Genomic DNA, 17,997 nt, shown 5'->3' with positions numbered 1-17,997 from the left:
TTCAGGTTTCCTAGGTCATGGCCGATAAGAACGAACGTCCTATCAAGGTCATGGCGGAAAATCGCAAGGCCCGCTTCAACTATGCGATCGAGGATACGGTCGAGGCGGGCATTGCGCTGACCGGAACCGAGGTGAAGTCGATCCGCAACGGCAAGAGCACGATTGCGGAGTCCTACGCCGACTCCAAAGACGGCGAGATCTGGCTGATCAACGCCACCATTCCCGAATATCTCCAGGGCAACCGCTTCAACCACGAGCCGAAGCGGCCGCGAAAGCTGCTGCTGCATCGCCGTCAGATCAACAAGCTGATGGGCGCGGTCGACCGCGAGGGGATGACGCTGATTCCGCTCAAGCTCTACTTCAACGAACGCGGGCGGGCCAAGCTGCAGCTAGCGGTTGCGAAGGGCAAGAAGCTGCACGACAAGCGCGAGACCGAGAAGAAGCGCGACTGGAGCCGGGAGAAGGGCCGGCTGATGCGGGCGAGGGGATAGCGAGATGAACCAGAAGAACCTGCTCGAGGTCGATTGGAGCCAGATTCCAGCACCCGCCGACGACGGCGGCGCCGCGCATCTGACCGGCCTAACGATGCCCACGATCAGCCTGCGTGCGACCGATGACAATTCGGTCGATCTGTCGGCGCTCCCCGGCCGCACCGTGGTGTTCGCCTATCCGCGCACCGGCGAGCCCGGCAAGATCTCGCTGGTCGACGATTGGGACATGATCCCGGGGGCGCGGGGCTGCACGCCGCAGACCTGCGCGTTTCGCGACTTGTTCGCCGAGCTGAAGGCCGCCGGCGCCTCACACGTGTTCGGGCTTTCGACCCAGAGCAACGCCTACCAGACCGAGATGGCGTCGCGGCTGCATCTGCCATTCCCGGTGCTGTCGGACGAAAAGCTGGCGCTCACGCGCGCGCTAAATCTGCCGACCATGGAGGTTGCGGGCCTGACGTTGATCAAGCGCCTCGCGCTGATCGTCGACGACGCTGGGATCTCGCATGTGTTCTATCCGGTGTTTCCGCCCGACCGGAACGCGGGCGACGTGCTGGACTGGCTGAAGGCCAATCCTGCAAAGACTCCGGCAAAGGCCTAGTCGAGGTCGGCCTTTATTTTCGCAAACACACTGCGGAACATGTCCGTCGTCAGCACGCCCGTGTTCGTGTTGTAGCGGGAGCAATGATAGCTGTCGTAGAGCTTGAACCGGCCTGCCTGGTGCACGGCGCCGTGGCCGAAGGGTGCTTGCGAGGCCTTCAAGTTCAGCGGCTTAAGCACGCTGTCGTGCGCGATCCGCCCGAGCGCGATGATCGCACGCAGCTTCGGCATCGTCTCGAGATTCGCGATGAGGAACTGGCGGCAGGTGTTGATCTCGACCGGCAGCGGCTTGTTCTGCGGCGGAACGCAATGCACGGCATTGGCGATCCGGCAGTCGACAAGCTTTAGGCCGTCGTCGGGCCGGGCCTGATAGCTGCCCTTGGCAAATCCGTATTCGAGCAGCGTGGCGTAGAGCAGGTCGCCGGCATAGTCGCCGGTGAAGGGGCGGCCGGTGCGGTTGGCGCCCTGCATGCCCGGCGCGAGGCCGACGATCAATAGGCACGCCTCGATATCGCCGAACGGTGGCACCGGCGCATTGTGCCAGGACGGCTCGCGCGCGCGGTTCGCCTCGCGAAAGGCGACCAGGCGCGGACAGAGCGGACAGTCACGGTCGGGAACGAGGGTGGGGGCCTGGCGGCTGGACCGGGCAGCCTCACTCCTCGAAGTCGTCATCGCCCCTCGGCGCCATCGTGGTCGCGCGCTGGAGGAACTGCGGAGCGTGGTGGCGCGCCTCGCGCTCGCCGCGATCGCGCGGGGCAGGGCGCTCGGACGGGTCGCGGCCAAGCTTGGACTGCAACTCGACGAGATCAGTAAAGACGTCGGCCTGGCGGCGCAGCTCGTCGGCGATCATCGGCGGCTGGCTGGCGATGGTGGAGATCACCGTGACCCGCACGCCGCGGCGCTGCACGGCCTCGACCAGCGAGCGGAAGTCGCCGTCGCCCGAGAACAGCACCATCTGGTCGATGTGCTCGGCAAGCTCCATGGCATCGACCGCGAGCTCGATGTCCATGTTGCCCTTGACCTTGCGGCGGCCGGAGGCGTCGATGAATTCCTTGGTCGCCTTGGTGACGACCGTGTAGCCATTGTAGTCGAGCCAGTCGATCAGGGGACGGATCGAGGAATATTCCTGATCCTCGATGATCGCTGTGTAGTAGAACGCCCGCAACAGCGTCCCGCGGCTCTGAAATTCCTTCAGAAGGCGCTTGTAATCGATGTCGAAGCCTAAGGTTTTCGCCGTTGCGTAAAGATTGGCCCCGTCGATGAAGAGCGCGATCTTGTTGGTAGGGGAAGGTGACATTCAGTTTGCTCGCGTAGTGTGTTCGTGATTGATCGTTTTATTGTTGGCGCAGCGGCAGCAAGCCGCGCAGTTCAAAGCCCTGCCGAAACCCGTCGAAACCGCAAATCCGGAGAAGTCGGGGCAATCAAGGTATAGTTATGGCGGACTCTCATACTCCCGGCGCCGCCCTCAATGGCAGCCCGGGAAACCACCCATCCCAGCCCCAATGTGGAGGTAGCAGAGGCGTTTGGCGAGGCCAAATCACAAATTTGCCTTGCGAAACCGCCCCGGCCCCTATAACTAGCCCCAATCATCCACATATTTCGTCCCACCCACAACGGAGCGACAGTCTATGGCTCGCGTCACCGTAGAAGATTGTATCGACAAGGTCGACAACCGGTTTGACCTGGTCCTGCTGGCCGCCCACCGTGCCCGCATGATTTCGTCCGGTTCACAACTAACGGTTGACCGCGATAACGACAAGAACCCTGTTGTATCTTTGCGTGAAATTGCCGACGAGACCATCTCGCCGGAGGACCTCCGCGAGGAGCTGGTGCACTCCCTCCAGAAGTTCGTCGAGGTGGACGAGCCCGAGCCGGACACTGTGCCGCTGATCGGTTCCGCCGGCGCCAGCGTCGATGCCGACGATACCGAGGTGGCTGTCGAGCGCATGACCGAAGAGGAGCTCCTGAAGGGCCTCGAAGGCCTCGCGCCGCCGGAAGAGCAGCCCGAGGAGGACGAGTAATCGTCTTAATCGCGATCGTCGACTTCTTGTGATCTTATCAAAGGCCCGAACCCGCGTTCGGGCCTTTGCTTTTGTTGGCGTTTCCGTGGTTACCATAGCGTTGCCGGTTTGCGCCGCGTGCCTGTCATTGAATTGATCGGCAGTGTCCGCGATCGGAGCTTAGGATGTATACAACGGGCCGTTTCGTGGTCTGTTTGAAGGCAGGACGGCATGGTGTATCGACGCCGCAGATCGACGCAGATGCAGGGCGCAACCGAATCGGTTGCCGTGGCCCCGACTGCGCCGGTGGCACGGCCAGCGAAGCCGCGCGCGCGCATGATGCGCCAATATGACCTCGTCGAACGCGTCCGGTCCTACAATCCGAACACCAACGAAGACCTGCTGAACCGCGCCTATGTCTACGCCATGAAGGCGCACGGCTCGCAGACCCGCGCTTCCGGCGATCCGTATTTCTCGCACCCGCTCGAAGTCGCGGCGATTCTCACCGACCTGAAGCTCGACGACGCGACCATCGTCGCTGCGCTGCTGCACGACACGATCGAGGACACCGAGGCGACGCGGGCCGAGATCGACCAGTTGTTCGGCCCCGAGATCGGCGCGCTGGTCGAGGGCCTGACCAAGCTGAAGCGACTAGAACTGGTGTCGCGCGAGGCCAAGCAGGCCGAGAACCTGCGCAAATTGTTGCTGGCCATTGCCGACGATGTCCGCGTGCTCCTGGTCAAGCTCGCTGACCGCCTGCACAACATGCGCACGCTCGATTTCGTGCCGACGGAATCGCGCCGGCGCATTGCCGAGGAGACGCTCGACATCTACGCGCCGCTGGCCGGGCGCATGGGCATGCAGCAGATGCGCGAGGAGCTGGAGGACCTGTCCTTCCGCACCCTCGATCCCGACGCCTATTCGGTTGTGATGCAGCGGCTCGACGCGCTCGCCGAACGCAATCGCAATTTGATCGGCGAGATCGAGGCGCAGCTTTCCAACAATCTGCGTCACAAGGGCCTTGGCGCGCGGGTCTATGGCCGCAGCAAGAAGCCGTTCTCGATCTGGACCAAGATGGAGCGCAAGTCGGTGGGCTTCGAGCAGCTGTCCGACATTTTCGGCTTCCGCGTCGTCGTCAACGACATCGAGGCCTGCTATCGGGCGCTCGGCATCGTCCATACCACCTGGCCGGTCGTGCCGGGGCGCTTCAAGGACTACATCTCGACGCCGAAGCAGAACGATTATCGCTCGATTCACACCACGGTGATCGGCCCCGGCAACCAGCGCGTCGAGCTGCAGATTCGCACCGAGGCGATGGACCAGATCGCCGAACGCGGCATCGCCGCGCATGTCTTCTACAAGGAAGGCGTGGGCTCGCCGACCGAATTCCTCAAGCGCGAGTCGACCGCGTTCGCCTGGCTGCGCCACACCATCGGCATCCTCTCGGAGAGCGCCAACCCCGAAGAATTCCTCGAGCACACCAAGCTCGAGCTGTTCCACGACCAGGTGTTCTGCTTCACGCCGAAAGGCAAGCTGATCGCGCTGCCGCGCCATGCCAATGTGATCGACTTCGCCTATGCCGTGCACACCGACGTCGGCAACAGTGCGGTGGGCTGCAAGATCAACGGCCAGTTCGCGCCGCTGTCGTCCGAGCTTCAGAATGGCGACGAAGTCGAAGTGCTGACCTCGGAAGCCCAGTCGGCACCGCCCTCGGCCTGGGAGACGCTTGCCGTCACCGGCAAGGCGCGCGCCGCGATCCGGCGCGCAACGCGCACCGCGGTGCGCGATCAATATGCCGGTCTCGGCCGGCGCATCGTCGAGCGCCTGTTCGAGCGCGCCAAGATCGAATACGCCGACGACAAGCTCAAGGGCGCGCTGCCGCGGCTGGCGCGCACCTCGATCGAGGATGTCATGGCGGCGGTCGGCCGGGGCGAGATCAAGGCCTCCCACGTCGCGCGCGCGATGTATCCCGACTACAAGGAGGAGCGCGTCGCGCGCTACGGCGTCAAGAAGGGGCTCGCCGCCAAGCTCAAGGAGAAGGCGGCGGAGCCGTCGCGCAGCCCGGTTGCGATCCCTATTGGCGGAAACAATTCCGACCTGCCGGTGAAATTCGCGCCGAACGGCGGCGCCGTGCCTGGCGATCGCATCGTCGGCATCGTTACGCCAGGCGAGGGGATCACGATCTATCCGATCCAGTCGCCGGCGCTGAAGGATTTCGAGGAGGAGCCGGAGCGCTGGCTCGACGTGCGCTGGGACATCGAGGATTCCGCCCCGCAGCGCTTCCCGGCGCGCATCAAGGTCGAGAACGTCAACGAGCCCGGCGCCCTGGCGCAGATCGCGACCGTGATCGCCGAGCACGACGGCAACATCGACAATATCAGCATGCAGCGCCGCTCGCCCGACTTCACGGAGACGACGATCGATCTCGAAGTCTACGATCTCAAGCATTTGAGCGCGATCCTGGCCCAGCTGCGCGCCAAGGCGGTCGTCGCCCGTGTCGAACGTGTTAATGGATAGGCGTCTGTCGCAGTCGCCTGTTCCTCCGATCCCGTGAGCCCTGAAATGCCCGCACCTCCGCTCCGCCTCGGCGTCAATATCGACCATGTCGCGACCGTCCGTAACGCGCGCGGCGGCCGCCATCCCGATCCGGTCCGCGCCGCTCTGCTCGCGATCGAGGCCGGCGCCGACGGCATCACCGCGCATCTGCGTGAAGACCGCCGGCACATCCGCGACGAGGACATGGCGCGGCTGAAGGCGGAGATCTCCAGGCCGCTGAATTTCGAAATGGCGGCGACCGACGACATGATGCGCATCTCGCTCGCCACCAAGCCGCATGCGGTGTGCCTGGTGCCGGAGCGGCGCCAGGAGGTGACGACCGAGGGCGGGTTGGATGCGGTCGGCCAGCACAATGCGCTGGCGCCCTATATCGCGCGGTTGAACGATGCCGGCATCCGCGTCTCGCTGTTCATTGCCGCGGACCCTGCGCAGATCGCAATGGCGGCGCAACTGCGCGCGCCCGTGATCGAGATTCACACCGGCGCCTGGTGCGACGCTGTGGTCGACGGTCACGCTGACAAGGCCGAGGCCGAGTGGCGGCGGATCGTGGCGGGCGTGAAGCTCGCGAAGGACGCCGGGCTCGAGGTCCATGCCGGCCACGGATTGGACTACGCCACGGCCGAGAAGATCGCCGCGCTGCCTGAGATCATGGAGCTCAACATCGGCTACTACATGATCGGCGAGGCGCTCTTCGTCGGTCTTGCCGAGACGGTGCGCAAGATGCGCGCGGCGATGGATGTCGGACGGAGCCGGGCATGATCATCGGCATCGGGTCCGACCTCATCGACATCACGCGCGTGGCTAAGGTGATGGAGCGCCATGGCGAGCGCTTCCTCGACCGCATCTTCACCGCGGCCGAGCGGGCCAAGGCGGAGCGGCGGGCCAAGAACGAGAAGATGGTGGTGGCGACCTACGCCAAGCGCTTTGCCGCCAAGGAAGCCTGCTCCAAGGCGCTCGGCACCGGCATCAGGCAGGGCGTGTGGTGGCGCGACATGGGGGTGGTCAACCTGCCCGGGGGCAAGCCGTCCATGCGGCTGACCGGGGGGGCGCTGGCCCGGCTCCAGGCCCTCACGCCGGAGGGATTCGAAGCTCAGATCGACCTCTCGATCACCGACGACTGGCCGTTGGCGCAGGCCTTCGTGATCATTTCCGCCGTGCCGCTGGCCAAGCCCTGACCGATTCCTGAGGGGCGGGGTGGAAATTTTATAATTCATATTAAAATTCAACGCCTTACGGGTTTTTGATGCGATCCTTGATTGCGTGGCCTGCGGCAACCGTCTAAAAGTCCGCGGATGCAAATCAGGCTGGGCAAATTCGGCTTTACGCCGGAATTGGCCCTCACTGTCAGAATCAGGACAATCTCCTTGGGCCGCGAACCGGTGGGCCGTTCGCGAGAGGAGGGCGTTCTGTGATCGCCGGCCGGAATTGAGAGAGCAATGAGCGTGACTTCGGGAACGAAAACTGAAAGCGGCGTCGGCGAAACAATCCGGGTCGTGATCCATGCTCTCCTGATCGCGCTGGTGATCCGCACCTTCCTGTTCCAGCCGTTCAACATCCCGTCCGGCTCGATGAAGGCGACGCTGCTGGTCGGCGATTATCTGTTCGTCTCGAAATATTCCTACGGCTACAGCCACTACTCGATCCCGTTCTCGCCGCCGCTGTTCTCGGGACGGATCTGGGGTTCGGACCCGAACCGCGGCGACATCGTCGTGTTCCGGCTGCCGAAGGACGACACCACCGATTACATCAAGCGCGTGATCGGCTTGCCCGGCGACCACGTCCAGATGAAGGATGGGCTGCTCTACATCAACGACACTCCGGTCGAGCGCCAGCGCCTGAGCGAATTTGTCGGCGAGGATCCCTGCGGCTCCGAAGGCGGCGGCATCTCGCGGGTGAAGCGCTGGAAGGAAACGCTGCCGAACGGCGTCTCCTACGAGACGCTTGATTGCGCCGACAACGGCTACATGGACAACACCAACGTCTACACCGTGCCGCCCGACCATTTCTTCATGATGGGCGACAATCGCGACAACTCCACCGACAGCCGCTTCCTCGGCCAGGTTGGCTACGTGCCACGGGAGAACCTGATCGGCCGCGCCCAGATGATCTTCTTCTCGATCGCCGAAGGCGAGCATGCCTGGATGTTCTGGCGCTGGCCGTGGGCGGTGCGCTGGAATCGCTTCTTCAAAATCGTCCGATGAAAGACGAAGCCAAGGACATCGCGACCCAACCGATCGAGGCGCAAGCCGCTCCCGAGAGCGAAGCTGCAACCAAGACGCTTGCGACCAAGACTCCTGATAGCAAGACTCCTGACAGCAAGACTCCTGATACCAAGTCTCCCGACGTGAAGGCGGCTGAAGCCAAGCCGCTGGCGAAGAAGCGGACGCGGAGCAGCAAGGCCAAGGACAAGGCAAAGGCGGCGGCTGACGCGAGCGCGGCGCTCGAAGCGCGCATCGGCCACAACTTTGCCGATCCGAATCTGCTGATGCAGGCGATCACGCATGTCTCGGCGCTGAAGTCCGGACGCAAGCGCGGCGACAGCTATCAGCGGCTGGAGTTCCTCGGCGACCACGTGCTTGGGCTTGTCGTGTCCGACATGCTCTATCATGCCTTTCCGAACGCCGATGAGGGCGAGCTGTCCAAGCGGCTTGCGGAGCTCGTGCGCAAGGAAAGCTGCGCCGACGTCGCCAAGTCGCTCGGTCTGCTCGACGACATCAAGCTCGGCTCGGTCGGCTCCAGCGCCGATGCGCGCCTGCGCAAATCCATCCTCGGTGATATCTGCGAAGCCGTGATCGGCGCGATCTTCCTCGACGGCGGCCATGCGGCGGCGGACGAGTTCGTCAAGCGCAACTGGACCGAGCGCATGCACAAGCCGCGGCGGCCGCTGCGCGATCCCAAGACCGTGCTGCAGGAATGGGCGCAGGGGAAGGGACTGCCGACGCCTGTTTATCGCGAGGTCGAGCGCACCGGCCCGCATCACGATCCGGAGTTTCGTGTCGCGGTCGACCTCCCGGGACTGGCACCGGCCGAAGGTACCGGCGGCAGCAAGCGCGCGGCAGAGAAGGTGGCTGCTTCAGTGATGATCGAACGTGAAGGTGTTGGCGGCGGCAATGACGGCTGAAACAAGCGGCGAGGCGCCTACTGCTACGCGCTGTGGCTTCGTTGCGCTGATCGGCGCGCCGAACGTCGGCAAATCCACGCTGGTCAATGCGCTGGTCGGGGCCAAAGTCACGATCGTCTCGCGCAAGGTGCAGACCACGCGCGCGCTGATCCGCGGCATCGTGATCGAGAACAACGCGCAGATCATCCTGGTCGACACGCCCGGCATCTTCCTGCCCAAGCGCCGGCTCGACCGCGCCATGGTCTCGACTGCCTGGAGCGGGGCGCATGACGCCGACCTCGTCTGCGTGCTGCTCGACGCCAAGGCGGGAATCGACGAAGAGGCCGAGGCGATCCTCGCCAAGGTCGCCAGCGTGAAACACGAGAAGATCCTGGTCATCAACAAGGTGGACCTGGTCCAGCGCGAGAAGCTGCTGGCGCTGGCGCAGGCCGCCAACGAGCGCATGCCGTTCGCGAAGACTTTCATGATCGCGGCGATCTCGGGCGACGGTGTCGATGACCTCAGGCATACACTTGCCGAGATCGTGCCGCCGGGGCCGTTCCTCTATCCCGAAGACCAGATGTCGGACGCGCCGATGCGGCAGCTTGCGGCCGAGATCACGCGCGAGAAGATCTATCGCAAGCTGCACCAGGAATTGCCCTACCAGTCCACGGTCGAGACCGACAAGTGGGAGGAGCGCAAGGACAAGTCGGTGCGCATCGAGCAGACGATCTTCGTCGAGCGCGAGAGCCAGCGCAAGATCGTGCTCGGCGCAGGCGGCGCCACCATCAAGTCGATCGGCGCGGACTCGCGCAAGGAGCTCGCCGAGATCCTGGGCGTGCCGGTGCATCTGTTCCTGTTCGTGAAGGTGCGCGAGAACTGGGGTGACGATCCCGATCGCTACCGCGAGATGGGCCTGGAATTTCCCAAGGAATAAGCAAGAAAAGATCGGTGTTTGATGAGCGTGCCTACGAACGTCCGGCGCTTCGAAGCGTTGCTCTATGCATCGCTGATGCTGGATGCACTGTCGGTGGCGGTGCAGGACCGCACGCCCACCATCGAGATGACCGAGCAGATGATCATGACGGCTACGCTGCTCGCCGGCGGGATGATCTTGCTGCTGGTCTATTTCGTCTGGTTGGCCGCCCATTGGCGCAAGAACTGGCCGCGCTGGGTGCTGGCGGCAGCGCTGGTTCTGTCAGTGATCTCGCTCGGTCAGATCCTCGGTGAGAAGGGCCTCGAGCTCGATAGCGTCATCGAGATCGTCTCCTGCGTGCTGACGGGGTTCGGGCTGTATTTCTCGTTCACCGGCGACGCACAGGGCTGGTTCAACGCGTGACGATCAAATTGGCGGGCACGCTTCGCTTTGACCACCCTACGAGCGCTCGAATTGCGCTACACTTCAACGCATGGAATGGACTGACGAAGGCATCGTGCTGGGCGTGCGGCGGCATGGCGAAAGTAGCGCCATCGTTGAACTGCTGACGCGCCAGCATGGCCGGCATCTCGGCCTCGTGCGCGGCGGCGCGAGTTCGCGGCTGCGGCCGCTGCTGCAACCCGGCAACAGCGTCAGCGCGGTGTGGCGGGCGCGGCTCGACGAGCATCTCGGCACATACGCGATCGAGGGATTGAAGCTGCGCGCGGCGACGCTGCTGGGATCGTCCCATGGCGTCTACGGCGTCACCCATCTGGCCTCGATTGCGCGGCTGCTGCCGGAGCGAGATCCGCACGCGGACATCTTTGCGCTGCTCGAACATTCGCTCGACGATTTCGACGACATCGGCAGCGCGGCCGTGCACCTCATTCATTTCGAGCTGGCGATGCTCTCCGAGCTTGGCTTTCGGCTTGCGCTCGAAAACTGCGCCGTGACCGGGGAGACCACCGACCTGATCTACGTGTCGCCCAAATCCGGCGGCGCGGTGTCGCGCGGCGCGGGCGAGCCCTGGCGCGACCGGTTGCTGCGGCTCCCGCCGTTCCTGCGGCATGGCGAAGCCGCGAGCGATCTCACCGACGAGGATCTCCAGGACGGCTTTCGGCTGACCGGCTTGTTCCTGCTGCGCCATGTGCTGGAACCGCGCGGGCAGGCCCATTCCGACGCGCGCGCCGGCTTCATCAATGCCCTGACCCGGCAGGAGGCCAAATCGGGGCTTCCGGCGCCATAAAATGGCGGCGCTCCCCGGGGCCATGAACGATCGCGCCCCTGCCTAGCCGCAGGACATGGGTTCCCTTGGAACGAAATCGGGTTCCTCGAATTGGCCCGTAGGTTCCATAACGGGGGACAGCCCAAATGTTGATCAGGGGTTTTGCGCTGACCGCGGCGCTGCTGGCTTTTGCGCCTGACGCAATGGCCGGCGAGCCGCAACCTGGCGTGTTTCGCCGGGCATCCTGCACCGTCGTCCGCTACTATGTCGCAAAATATTCCGCTGCGGCCGCAGAGACATGGGCGCGGTCCCATGGCGCAACCGAGGCCGAAATCGAGGCTGCCCGCCGCTGTGTGGCGAACACGCCGGCGACGCCCCCGACCAAGGTCCAGCCAACGGTGACCGCCGGCTGGGCAGGGCAGTAGCAGCCCACGGGGAACCAATCCATCCTTGCCCGATTCGCTTCCACGGTTTAACCGGGCGGCATGGGAAAACGAATCGTTCCGCCGGAAGAACCGGCCGAAATTCATGATGTGCCGCTGCGTGAGGCGCTGGAAGAGCGCTATCTCGCGTACGCGCTCTCCACCATCATGCACCGCGCGCTGCCCGACGCGCGCGACGGTCTGAAGCCAGTGCACCGGCGCATCCTCTACGGCATGCGCCTGCTCAGGCTCGACCCCGGCACCGCCTTCAAGAAATCCGCAAAAATCGTCGGCGACGTGATGGGCTCGTTCCATCCGCACGGCGACCAGGCGATCTACGACGCCATGGTGCGTCTCGCGCAGGACTTCTCCTCGCGCTACCCGCTGGTCGACGGCCAGGGCAATTTCGGCAATATCGACGGCGATAATCCGGCCGCCTACCGCTACACCGAAGCGCGCATGACCGATGTCGCGCGGCTTCTGCTCGACGGCATCGACGAGGACGGCGTCGAATTCCGCGCCAATTACGACGGCCAGTCGAAAGAGCCCGTCGTGCTGCCTGGCGGCTTCCCGAACCTGCTCGCCAACGGCGCGCAGGGCATCGCGGTCGGCATGGCGACCTCGATCCCGCCGCACAACGCCGCCGAGCTTTGCGACGCCGCGTTGCATCTGATCGAGAAGCCGGACGCGAAGTCCAAGGCGCTCTTGAAGTGGGTGAAGGGTCCGGATTTCCCGACCGGCGGCATCTGCGTCGATTCCAAGCAGGCCATCGCTGAAGCCTACACGACCGGCCGCGGCTCGTTCCGCGTCCGCGCCAGGTGGGAGCAGGAAGAGGGCGCGCGCGGCGTTTGGGTCGTGGTCGTCACCGAGATCCCCTTCCTGGTGCAGAAGTCGCGCCTGATCGAGAAGGTCGCCGAGCTGCTGGACCAGAAGAAGCTGCCGCTGGTCGGCGACATCAGGGACGAGTCCGCCGAAGACGTCCGCATCGTGATCGAGCCGAAATCGAAGAACGTCGATCCGGCGCTGATGATGGAATCGTTGTTCCGGCTGTCCGAGCTCGAGAACAAGATTCCGCTGAACCTGAACGTGTTGATCAAGGGCCGCGTGCCCAAGGTGGTGGGGCTCGCAGAGTGCCTGCGCGAATGGCTCGACCATCTGCGCGACGTCCTGATCCGCCGCAGCAATTTTCGTAAGGCGCAGATCGAGAACCGGCTCGAGATCCTCGGTGGTTATCTGATCGCCTTCCTGAACATCGATGAGGTGATCAGGATCATCCGCAACGAGGATGAGCCGAAGCCGATTCTTATGAAGACATTCAAGCTTACGGAGGTGCAGGCCGAAGCAATCCTCGACATGCGCCTGCGTCGCTTGCGCAAGCTTGAAGAGATGGAAATCCGCACAGAGGACAAGGATCTGCGCGAGGAGCTGAAGGGCATCGAAGGCCTGCTCGCCTCGGAACCCGAGCAGTGGAAGAAGGTTGCCGAGCAGGTCGGCAAGGTCCGCGACATGTTCGGACCGAAGACGCCGCTCGGCAAGCGCCGCACCACCTTTGCCGACGCGCCCGAGCACGATCTCGCCGCGATGGAGGAAGCCCTGGTCGAGCGCGAGCCGGTCACGGTCGTGGTCTCCGACAAGGGCTGGATCCGTACCATGAAGGGCCATGTCGAGGATCTCTCGGGGCTCGCCTTCAAGCAGGACGACAAGCTCGGCTTCGCCTTCTTCGCGGAGACCACCTCGAAGCTGCTGCTGTTCGCGACCAACGGCAAGTTCTTCTCGATCGACGTGGCGAAGCTGCCGGGCGGCCGCGGCCATGGCGAGCCGATCCGCCAATTCATCGATCTCGAGCCGGAGGCCGCGCTGGTCACGCTGTTCGTCAACAAGGGCGGCCGCAAATTCCTGGTCGCGAGCCACGAGGGGCAGGGCTTTGTCGTCAACGAGGACGATTGCGTCGGCACGACGAAGAAGGGCAAGCAGGTCCTCAACGTCGACATGCCGAACGAGGCGCGCACGGTTACCGAGGTGATCGGCGACACCGTCGCGGTGATCGGCGAGAACCGCAAGATGCTGATCTTCCCGCTCGACCAGGTGCCGGAGATGGCGCGTGGCCGCGGCGTGCGCCTGCAGAAGTACAAGGACGGCGGCCTGTCCGACGTCGCGGTCTTCGAGGCCAAGGCAGGCCTGACCTGGAGAGACTCCGCCGGCCGCGAGTTCTCCGCGACCACCAAGGAGCTCGCCGAGTGGCAAGGCACCCGCGCCGATGCCGGCCGCCTGCCGCCGAAGGGTTTCCCGAAGTCGAACAAGTTCGGCAAGGTGATCGGGTAGGAGCGGGCTCTCGCTGCGGGCAACGACGGCTGTGGAGGAACACGCTACCTCCCTGCTGTCATTGCGAGCGCAGCGAAGCAATCCAGAGTCTTTCCGCGGTCGCAGTCTGGATTGCTTCGCTGCGCTCGCAATGACGAGCTGCGATAGCGTCGCTCTCCAACTCAAAAGTGCGCATCCTGCAAACGCGTGGCAGATAGTCGCGTGCGCATAAGTGCATCCTTCCGACGGCACGAACATTGCTTTTTCCTTGCGACTGCAAACGCTTCGTCAAAAGGCAAGAAGAAACCAATGTTCAAGCTGAAGGCTTTCATTCCGGCTCTGTGCGCTATCGCGATCGCCGCGGCGCCGGTGCATGCCGCAGGCAATCTCGTCGCGGTGCTCGAGGCGGAGATCGTCACGCTCGATCCGCATTTCTCCACGGCCTATATTTCGCGCACGTTCGGCTACATGGTGTTCGATACCTTGTTTGCGAAAGACTCCAAGGGCGACGTCAAGCCTCAGATGGTGCAGGACTGGAAGGTCTCCGCGGATGGATTGACCTACAGCTTCACGCTGCGCGACGGTCTGAAGTGGCACGACGGCCAGCCGGTCACGGCAGCCGATTGCGTCGCGTCGCTGCGCCGCTGGGGCACCCGCAGCGCGCTCGGCCGTCGGATTTTTGCGATCACCGCCTCGCTCGAGCCGACCGACGCAAAAACCTTCGTGCTGACGCTGAAGGAGCCGTCAGGCCTCGTCATCGACGCGCTCGGCAACCCCGTCAGCCCCGTCGCCTTCATGATGCCCGAGCGCATCGCCAAGACGCCCGGCGACCAGCGCATCAGCGAGATCATCGGCTCCGGCCCGTTCGTCTACAGCAAGGCCGATCACCGCACCGGCGATCGCATGATCCTGAAGAAGTTCGCTGACTACGTGCCGCGCCCGGAGCCTGCCGACTTCCTCGCCGGCGGCAAGCGCGTGAACATCGATACGCTCGAGGTCCGCGTCATTCCCGATGCTGCGACGGCGGCTTCCGCGCTGCAGGCCGGTGAAATCGACTTCATGCAGTACGCGCCGTTCGACCTCCTGCCGCAGTTGGAGAAGAATTCTCGCGTAAAGCTCGTCAACTTCACCGGCGGCAACATGTTTGCGGGCGCCTATCGTCTCAATGCGGCATCAAAACCGTTCGACGATCCCGCGATCCGGCGCGTGCTGTGGAAGCTGGTCGATCAGCGCGAGGTGCTCGATGCGCTCGGGCTCGATGCCAAATACGCGACGCCTTGTGCGACCTTCTTCACCTGCGGCACCACGTATGAAAGCAAGGCCGGCACCGAGGCTGCGGCAAGCCCGTCCATCGAGGCCGCGAAGGCCGCGCTGAAGGCGACGAAATATGCCGGCGAGCCCGTCGTCGTCATGGAGGCCAACGACCTCGAAGCTCCGCGGGTCTCGGCACAGGTGCTGGCCGAACGGCTGAAGGCGGCCGGCTTCAACGTCGACCTCCAGGTGATGGACTGGGCGAGCGTGCTGGCGCGCCGCGCCAAGAAGGAAGGCTGGAGCGTCTATGGCGTTCACGCCAGCGGTTTTGACCTCGGCTCGCCGCTGACCAACGTCATGGTGGCCTTCAACTGCGCCGACTTCACCGGCTGGCAGTGCGATCCGCGCATCACGCCGCTGATGCAGGCCTTTGCCAAGGCGCCTGCCGAGGACGATCGCAAGACAATCGCCGGTGAGATCCAGAGCATCATGTACGATCAGGCGCCTGCGATCCCGTGGGGCCAGTTCGCGCAGCCGGCGGCCTATCGCACCACTCTGCGCGGTCTGATACCGTCCGCCATCCCGGTGTTCTGGAACGTTGAGAAGTAACGCGATGTACGATGTCATTGTTGTCGGCGGCGGCTCGGCCGGCGCCGCTGTTGCGGCGCGGCTCTCCGAGGATCCGTCACGGCGCGTCCTGCTGCTTGAAGCGGGCCTCGACTGGCGCGCCGACGACGCGCCCTGGGAAGTGAGGACACCGAACCCGATCCCGATCATTCACAAGCGCGAGTATCAGGAGAAGTGGCAGTGGCCCGATCTCCTGACGCGCCGCGTGGCCGGGCAAGAGCCGCGCTTCTACTGGCGCGGCAAAGGGCTCGGCGGCTCGTCGATGATGAACGGCCAGATCGCCATTCGCGGCGTCGCGGACGCGTTCGACGAATGGGCCGCCAATGGCTGCACCGGCTGGTCGGCCAGGGAGGTGATGCCGCTCTTCTCGGTGATCGAGGACGATCTGGAATTTGGCGATGCTGAGGGGCATGGCCGCGGCGGGCCGTTGCCGGTCTATCGCGCGCCACCGGAAAAATGGGGCCCGATCGATCGCGGCCTGCGCGACGCGGCGCTGGCGAGCGGCTATCCCTGGTGTGCCGACCTCAATGGTCCCGATGGTGAAGGCGTCGCCTGCTATCCCATCAACAGCCGCGACAGCCGCCGCATCACAACCAACGAGGGCTATCTGGAGCCTGCGCGCGGCCGCGCCAATCTGGAGATCCGGGGCAAGACGCTGGTCGATCGCGTTCTGATCAGCGATGGCCGTGCGACCGGTCTGCGCGTTCACACCGAGGGGCAGGGCACCAGCGACATCAGCGCGCGTCAGATCGTGCTGTGCGCCGGTGCCATCCACAGCCCGGCGATCCTGCTGCGCTCGGGCGTCGGACCGGCGGAGGAGCTGAAGGCGATGGGGATCGCGGTCGCGCGCGATCTGCCGGTGGGCAGGCACTTCTTCGATCACCCGCTGTTCCGGGCCACGATTGGGCTTCACGAAAATCTGCGGCCGACCGATCCCGACACCCGCCACACCAATTGCTGCGTGACCTATTCCTCCGGTCTCGCCAATGGCGGCAAGCGCGACATGATCCTAATCGCGTTCAATCACCGCGGCATCGGCGTGCCGGGTGCGATCGGCGCCGGCCTGTTCAACGCCTATTCGCGCGGCACGCTCAAGTTGGCTTCGACCGATCCATCCGTCGATCCCATCGTCGAGGAGAACATGCTGGCCGATCCCCGTGACATGCTGCGCATGATGGATGCAGTGAAACGGCTGGCCGTGATCACCTCGCAGCCGGCCCTTGCCGGCATCGCCGACTGGATCAGGCTGGCCGACACCGATTTGACGCTGCCACAAGCTGCGGCGCTGCCGGATCATGAGCTCGATGCGCTGCTGCGCCGTGAAACCGGCGATATCCAGCATGCCGCCGGCAGTTGCCGCATGACCGGCATTGGCAACGCCGATGGGGTGGTCAACCCTGATGGCTCGGTGAAGGGCATCTCGGGCCTGCGTGTCGCCGACGCCTCGATCATGCCGTCCGACTGCCGCGCCAACACCCACTTCACGACGGTGGTGATTGGCGAGGCAATCGCGCGGATGATGATGCGGTAGTTTTACGCGCCAAATTCCACTCGACCCGTCATCCTGAGGTGCGAGTGATGGGGCGCGGAGCGCCCCATCGCGAGCCTCGAAGGATGAGCGGCCCCGCTGATGCAGCCGGGGCCGTCGCCCTTCGAGGGCCGCTGAAGAAGCGGCCACCTCAGGGTGACGGGGAGAAAGTAGGGCGCGCTGCTCTAACCTCGTCATTGCGGGCGGAGCGAAGCAATCCAGGATTTCTCCGCGGGTGCAGTCTGGATTGCTTCGTCGCAAGGGCTCCTCGCAATGACGGAGCAAGTGGCGAGGCCATCGTTCTCCAATTCACATTTCAAACAGCAGCCACGCCATCGCCTTCTCGCGGCGCATGTCGCCCGAGTTTTACCTGTCGCATCGCCCTCGTAAAGACGAGGGCGCAGGGAAGGCCGGGCGCCGGCTGGCACCCGCAGGTCCGTGCGCCATGGAAATGCACACGGGGTGGACCGCAGGTTCGCCGGATCGCCCGGCCTTCCCTGCGCGATGGTTTTAACGTGTCCTTCGTGCTCTCCCCGGGGAGCGATGCACTATTGCCCCCGTCGCCCAGCGGATGACTGATGTGAGCGCCCGGTTGGGCCACCCGCATCACCACAGGACTTGACGCACAGGCTCCGGGCGTCAGGACCACACGACTTGTTCGTCCGCGCACGTCTTCGCTGGGACTCCGGGCGCTGGCGTGTGCTCACACCCGAAACCATGCGAAGACGCTGTCAGCGCCGTGTTCGTCCGCGCGAGGTCATTGCTCACGGCCAAAGCCGCCCTGCAACGCCATCACGCCCGACGCCGTCGCGTCCATCGCTGCCTGGCCCGCAGTTCGGTACGATCGCGATCCGCCCCTTGTCGAAGGCCAGGGTGTTTCGCTTGTACGATAAATCCGAATTTCGGTAAAGTGGAATATTTCTGCGAGCGGGGCTTGACAGGCGGAGTGGGGAATTTGCGCGGGTGTTTTGCCCGACGAGGCT

General features: G+C 64.3%; 18 protein-coding genes. 15 read left to right on the top strand and 3 right to left on the bottom strand.

All coding sequences use genetic code 11. The features are described 5' to 3' along the window. The first annotated feature begins 17 nt into the window (after positions 1-17). Together smpB and K3F49_RS00085 are read left to right on the top strand one after the other, a co-directional pair. Positions 18-491 carry an SsrA-binding protein SmpB gene (gene smpB, locus K3F49_RS00090; protein ID WP_148773839.1) on the top strand — a complete coding sequence of 158 codons (474 nt, stop codon included), beginning with the start codon at positions 18-20 and terminating at the stop codon, positions 489-491. Between the two features lie 4 nt (positions 492-495). Continuing rightward, a complete protein-coding gene (locus tag K3F49_RS00085) occupies positions 496-1,089 on the top strand; it encodes a peroxiredoxin (RefSeq protein ID WP_234678766.1) in 594 nt (197 codons plus the stop codon). Here the strand turns inward: K3F49_RS00085 and K3F49_RS00080 are convergent. Continuing rightward, positions 1,086-1,760, bottom strand: coding sequence for a uracil-DNA glycosylase (locus tag K3F49_RS00080; protein ID WP_234678765.1), 675 nt, complete (start codon positions 1,758-1,760; stop codon positions 1,086-1,088). The genes K3F49_RS00085 and K3F49_RS00080 overlap by 4 nt on opposite strands. Next, a complete protein-coding gene (locus tag K3F49_RS00075; protein WP_148773836.1) occupies positions 1,741-2,385 on the bottom strand; it encodes a LabA-like NYN domain-containing protein in 645 nt (214 codons plus the stop codon). The genes K3F49_RS00080 and K3F49_RS00075 overlap by 20 nt, the downstream gene beginning before the upstream one ends. Positions 2,386-2,716: 331 nt before the next feature. Here K3F49_RS00075 and rpoZ point away from each other — a divergent pair, with 331 nt between their 5' ends. The 13 genes from rpoZ to K3F49_RS00010 all read left to right on the top strand — a co-directional run bounded on the left by rpoZ (position 2,717) and on the right by K3F49_RS00010 (position 17,017). Further along, entirely contained in the window at positions 2,717-3,109 is a 393-nt protein-coding gene (rpoZ, locus tag K3F49_RS00070) for a DNA-directed RNA polymerase subunit omega (RefSeq protein ID WP_014494742.1), read from the top strand. A gap of 210 nt (positions 3,110-3,319) precedes the next feature. After that, positions 3,320-5,605 carry a RelA/SpoT family protein gene (locus K3F49_RS00065; protein WP_234678764.1) on the top strand — a complete coding sequence of 762 codons (2,286 nt, stop codon included), beginning with the start codon at positions 3,320-3,322 and terminating at the stop codon, positions 5,603-5,605. 45 nt (positions 5,606-5,650) lie between these two features. Then, positions 5,651-6,403 (top strand): pyridoxine 5'-phosphate synthase, encoded by a 753-nt coding sequence (locus K3F49_RS00060; RefSeq protein WP_234678763.1) that lies wholly within the window; start codon positions 5,651-5,653, stop codon positions 6,401-6,403. Further along, on the top strand, positions 6,400-6,819 hold the full coding sequence (acpS, locus tag K3F49_RS00055; protein WP_234678762.1) for a holo-ACP synthase: 420 nt from the start codon (positions 6,400-6,402) through the stop codon (positions 6,817-6,819). Before K3F49_RS00060 ends, acpS begins: the two co-directional genes overlap by 4 nt. Before the next feature lie 261 nt (positions 6,820-7,080). Further along, positions 7,081-7,845 carry a signal peptidase I gene (lepB, locus tag K3F49_RS00050; protein WP_234678761.1) on the top strand — a complete coding sequence of 255 codons (765 nt, stop codon included), beginning with the start codon at positions 7,081-7,083 and terminating at the stop codon, positions 7,843-7,845. Then, complete coding sequence (gene rnc, locus K3F49_RS00045; RefSeq protein ID WP_234678760.1) at positions 7,842-8,765, top strand: ribonuclease III; 924 nt, start codon at positions 7,842-7,844, stop codon at positions 8,763-8,765. Before lepB ends, rnc begins: the two co-directional genes overlap by 4 nt. Further along, the gene (gene era / locus K3F49_RS00040; RefSeq protein ID WP_234678759.1) at positions 8,755-9,681 is read left to right on the top strand and encodes a GTPase Era; all 927 of its coding nucleotides are present in this window, start codon (positions 8,755-8,757) and stop codon (positions 9,679-9,681) included. The genes rnc and era overlap by 11 nt, the downstream gene beginning before the upstream one ends. A 21-nt stretch (positions 9,682-9,702) precedes the next feature. Beyond that, complete coding sequence (locus K3F49_RS00035; protein ID WP_234678758.1) at positions 9,703-10,083, top strand: hypothetical protein; 381 nt, start codon at positions 9,703-9,705, stop codon at positions 10,081-10,083. Between the two features lie 70 nt (positions 10,084-10,153). Further along, complete coding sequence (gene recO / locus K3F49_RS00030) at positions 10,154-10,906, top strand: DNA repair protein RecO (protein ID WP_234678757.1); 753 nt, start codon at positions 10,154-10,156, stop codon at positions 10,904-10,906. Between the two features lie 125 nt (positions 10,907-11,031). Continuing rightward, the gene (locus tag K3F49_RS00025) at positions 11,032-11,310 is read left to right on the top strand and encodes a hypothetical protein (RefSeq protein ID WP_234678756.1); all 279 of its coding nucleotides are present in this window, start codon (positions 11,032-11,034) and stop codon (positions 11,308-11,310) included. Between the two features lie 60 nt (positions 11,311-11,370). Next, entirely contained in the window at positions 11,371-13,629 is a 2,259-nt protein-coding gene (gene parC, locus K3F49_RS00020) for a DNA topoisomerase IV subunit A (RefSeq protein WP_234678755.1), read from the top strand. Between the two features lie 288 nt (positions 13,630-13,917). Then, positions 13,918-15,468 carry an ABC transporter substrate-binding protein gene (locus tag K3F49_RS00015; RefSeq protein ID WP_234678754.1) on the top strand — a complete coding sequence of 517 codons (1,551 nt, stop codon included), beginning with the start codon at positions 13,918-13,920 and terminating at the stop codon, positions 15,466-15,468. A gap of 4 nt (positions 15,469-15,472) precedes the next feature. Next, complete coding sequence (locus tag K3F49_RS00010; protein WP_234678753.1) at positions 15,473-17,017, top strand: GMC family oxidoreductase; 1,545 nt, start codon at positions 15,473-15,475, stop codon at positions 17,015-17,017. A 754-nt stretch (positions 17,018-17,771) separates the two neighbouring features. Here the strand turns inward: K3F49_RS00010 and K3F49_RS00005 are convergent. Beyond that, positions 17,772-17,997, bottom strand: a 226-nt coding sequence (locus K3F49_RS00005; protein ID WP_234678752.1) for a hypothetical protein, incomplete at its 5' end; no start/stop codon positions are given.

It is taken from the genome of Bradyrhizobium monzae, assembly GCF_021458635.1.
Classification (GTDB): Bacteria; Pseudomonadota; Alphaproteobacteria; order Rhizobiales; family Xanthobacteraceae; genus Bradyrhizobium.
The sequence above is the reverse complement of the archived record's forward strand: the minus strand, read 5'-3'. Positions and strand labels throughout refer to the sequence as shown.

What these genes read in the sequence shown, in the direction of transcription:
- K3F49_RS00010 (WP_234678753.1), top strand. Translation starts at nt 15,473, where the DNA reads ATGTACGATGTCATTGTTGTCGGCGGCGGCTCGGCCGGCGCCGCTGTT.
- K3F49_RS00075 (WP_148773836.1), bottom strand. Translation starts at nt 2,385, where the DNA reads ATGTCACCTTCCCCTACCAACAAGATCGCGCTCTTCATCGACGGGGCC.
- era (WP_234678759.1), top strand. Translation starts at nt 8,755, where the DNA reads ATGACGGCTGAAACAAGCGGCGAGGCGCCTACTGCTACGCGCTGTGGC.
- K3F49_RS00015 (WP_234678754.1), top strand. Translation starts at nt 13,918, where the DNA reads ATGTTCAAGCTGAAGGCTTTCATTCCGGCTCTGTGCGCTATCGCGATC.
- K3F49_RS00065 (WP_234678764.1), top strand. Translation starts at nt 3,320, where the DNA reads ATGGTGTATCGACGCCGCAGATCGACGCAGATGCAGGGCGCAACCGAA.
- K3F49_RS00080 (WP_234678765.1), bottom strand. Translation starts at nt 1,760, where the DNA reads ATGACGACTTCGAGGAGTGAGGCTGCCCGGTCCAGCCGCCAGGCCCCC.
- parC (WP_234678755.1), top strand. Translation starts at nt 11,371, where the DNA reads ATGGGAAAACGAATCGTTCCGCCGGAAGAACCGGCCGAAATTCATGAT.
- K3F49_RS00060 (WP_234678763.1), top strand. Translation starts at nt 5,651, where the DNA reads ATGCCCGCACCTCCGCTCCGCCTCGGCGTCAATATCGACCATGTCGCG.
- K3F49_RS00085 (WP_234678766.1), top strand. Translation starts at nt 496, where the DNA reads ATGAACCAGAAGAACCTGCTCGAGGTCGATTGGAGCCAGATTCCAGCA.
- smpB (WP_148773839.1), top strand. Translation starts at nt 18, where the DNA reads ATGGCCGATAAGAACGAACGTCCTATCAAGGTCATGGCGGAAAATCGC.
- lepB (WP_234678761.1), top strand. Translation starts at nt 7,081, where the DNA reads ATGAGCGTGACTTCGGGAACGAAAACTGAAAGCGGCGTCGGCGAAACA.
- recO (WP_234678757.1), top strand. Translation starts at nt 10,154, where the DNA reads ATGGAATGGACTGACGAAGGCATCGTGCTGGGCGTGCGGCGGCATGGC.
- rpoZ (WP_014494742.1), top strand. Translation starts at nt 2,717, where the DNA reads ATGGCTCGCGTCACCGTAGAAGATTGTATCGACAAGGTCGACAACCGG.
- K3F49_RS00025 (WP_234678756.1), top strand. Translation starts at nt 11,032, where the DNA reads ATGTTGATCAGGGGTTTTGCGCTGACCGCGGCGCTGCTGGCTTTTGCG.
- rnc (WP_234678760.1), top strand. Translation starts at nt 7,842, where the DNA reads ATGAAAGACGAAGCCAAGGACATCGCGACCCAACCGATCGAGGCGCAA.
- K3F49_RS00035 (WP_234678758.1), top strand. Translation starts at nt 9,703, where the DNA reads ATGAGCGTGCCTACGAACGTCCGGCGCTTCGAAGCGTTGCTCTATGCA.
- acpS (WP_234678762.1), top strand. Translation starts at nt 6,400, where the DNA reads ATGATCATCGGCATCGGGTCCGACCTCATCGACATCACGCGCGTGGCT.